This window comes from Acidobacteriota bacterium (genome assembly GCA_009861545.1).
Classification (GTDB): Bacteria; Acidobacteriota; Vicinamibacteria; order Vicinamibacterales; family UBA8438; genus WTFV01.
The window spans coordinates 3,837-6,392 of sequence record VXME01000164.1; the positions used below are offsets into that span (position 1 = coordinate 3,837).

General features: G+C 65.0%; 1 protein-coding gene. It reads left to right on the plus strand.

The window, feature by feature from the left end; genetic code table 11:
- The first annotated feature begins 684 nt into the window (after positions 1-684).
- Positions 685-906 (plus strand): hypothetical protein, encoded by a 222-nt coding sequence (locus tag F4X11_25720; protein ID MYN68375.1) that lies wholly within the window; start codon positions 685-687, stop codon positions 904-906.
- The last annotated feature ends 1,650 nt before the right edge of the window (positions 907-2,556 follow it).

Genomic DNA, 2,556 nt, shown 5'->3' on the forward strand with positions numbered 1-2,556 from the left:
GGCGGGGGCGCCGGGCGCCCGTCCCTCCGCCTCCCCGCCCGCCGGCCGTCTGCGCCGCGGCCGTGACCTGGGCGGCGGGGGGGGGGGCGGCCCGCCCCCCCCCCCCCCCCCCCCCCCCCCCCCCGCCTCCGGGTGCCGGGAACCCTCGCTCATCAAAAGCCGCCCAGGTCCGCCCGCGCCACTGCCTTCGTACCGTGGACCCGTGCACCGTGCACCGCACCGCATGGTGGCCTGCTCACTGCCCGCAACGGTTCAGCACCCAGCATTCGCGCAGCACCTCGTCCTCGGAGATGTCGGCCGACGAGCCGCACGCGGGCGGCCACCACACGCGTCAAGAGCGTCATGCGCATCGGCGAGCCACTGCAAGCGGGCGTCGTAGAGGTCCGCCCACTGGGTAGACGAGCACTGGTGGTCGGCAGCTCGGGTGGACATGGGATCGAGCGCGGTTCACACAGGCTTTACGGGCCGGACACAAGTCCGAAACAAGACCCCGGCACGCTACATAGAACAGTCCTTCAGAGGGGACGAAGGGGACATCCACAAAGGACGGTACCTTGATGAGCGTCATGGATTCCCATCCGACGCGAGCGGCAACGAGTTGAATGGCACAGTCTTTGCTTGCAGTCTGGGACATGGGCTTCGGCAGTCGAACCACCACCCGCACCAGGTAGAAGGGGGTCGAGCGTGACAGTCAGGATGCAGGCGCTTCTGTTGGTCGGCATGCTCCTCGTTCCGTTCGGGTTGTTCGCGGCGGCAATGCTGGTACTGGAGCCGGCTACGCTACTAGTTGCGATTAGAGTCGTGAAGTTTGCAATTGTCGTCTTGTTCGTCGGCCCGTTCGTATGGGCCATGTGGCAATGGATGGTGGATACGGAGACGCCGGTGCCGACCAAGAAGGACCGGTGACGCGCCCGCTGGAAACCGAGCGAGGAACGAAAGGAAAAAGATCATGCGTACTGTTGCTGCCCTGCTCTGCACAGGGTTCGCTTTGGCTGGTCCGGTTACCGGAGAGGCACAGACAAGCCCCCTGGGGACCTTGGCAGTCGATTCCGAGCGTGGCTGCTATGCAGGAGGATGTACTCCTCCGGCGGGGCCGTGGCCGCCTGGCAATCCGGTGCCTGGCACGACTCTTGCGCCGCTGGCGCATGACGCTTCGGATGACACTCCCAAGCCTGTGAAGGTGTGCATTGGGTACTGTCCTGGCGCCAATTCCGGAATGATGGTCCCCTGGAATTGGGTCGATACGCGCCCGATCTGGGTTACCGACACCCTCGGGTACTTCAGCGATCCGAGCCAAGGCGGTGGCGGCGGCCAAGGCAAGAATCCGCCGGAAAACCCGCGGCCGCGACCGAACCAACGTTAACGACGAAACGGAAGCCCGCGCGCAACGGTCCCGATCTTCGGCGGGGGCTCAGTTGGCGACGGCGTCGACCTCGACCGGCGGCGACGCCGGTGTATGGCCTTCCGCCAGGAAGATTGCGGACGGGAGCGACCCGGCCGGCAGGTGTGACGGAGGAACACCCGCCGGGGCCGGAAACCGAAGGTTTCCGCCGGGTCGCTCCCGGCTTCTTTCCTGGCCCGTGAGCCGGCTCCGTTCACGGATCGCACTTATCCGGTTTGGTCAGCGGAATCAGAACTTTGCAGAGGATGGCATGTGACTGGGGGTGTGACGGCAGGTGTGACTGCGCCTGTGACCGGGTCACAACCATCGAGTCACAGTCCGGCGCGGCACTATCGGTGCAAATCTCGGAAGGAAGGAGCGTTTCGACAGTGGGTGATCGGGGACGCCGGAGAAGATGACGACCCGTCTTTCGATCCGCTGCTGGCCGCCCCGGTGATCCGTCGGCTTGCTCGGTCGTGTCCTCCGTGGCCGTTGCTCGATTCGGACTGTCCGGGCGCATTTGGTTTCTCGGTGTAGACTCCGGTCTGGGATCTCCGCCCCCTGCCTGTGGTCGGGGTCGTCAGTTGGTCTTGCCGGCAGCGGGCGACGAAGGTGCAAGAGACTGGCGGCTGACCGTGACCATGACGCGGCAGGATCAGATCGACGCGCGCAACTGCGATGCGCTGCTGCGGCTGGCCATGCGGACTGTGGAGGTTGACTGAATGGCTGACGTGTACCTACTGGCGGGCAGCGTCTGGTGGAGGGCGACGGCGGCAGTGCTGATGCTGGCCGTGGTCGGGTGCAACGGCGACGATGCAGAAGACAACCGTAGTGGCATCCTTGGCCCCACGACCCTGGTAGAGGCGCCGGATTCGATCCTGGGTGCGACTCTGACGATCTACCCTGACGAGCTCCTGGACGCCAACTGTGGGTTCACCCGCGATGATCTGGTCGCCAACGTGACCACCTTCATCGACTCTCGCACCGTCCGCACCCGCAATTCGGATGGAACCTTTGATGACACGTCGACGGATGTCCAGTGGAGCTATTCCAAGAGCGGCCGGTCTGCGGACATCAACATCCAGTATGTGCACGGCGCATCTACGAGTATCGGCCTGGTCTTCCACGATCGTACGTCTGGTGACGTGGAGCAGCTTTCACGGGACGGCTTCGGG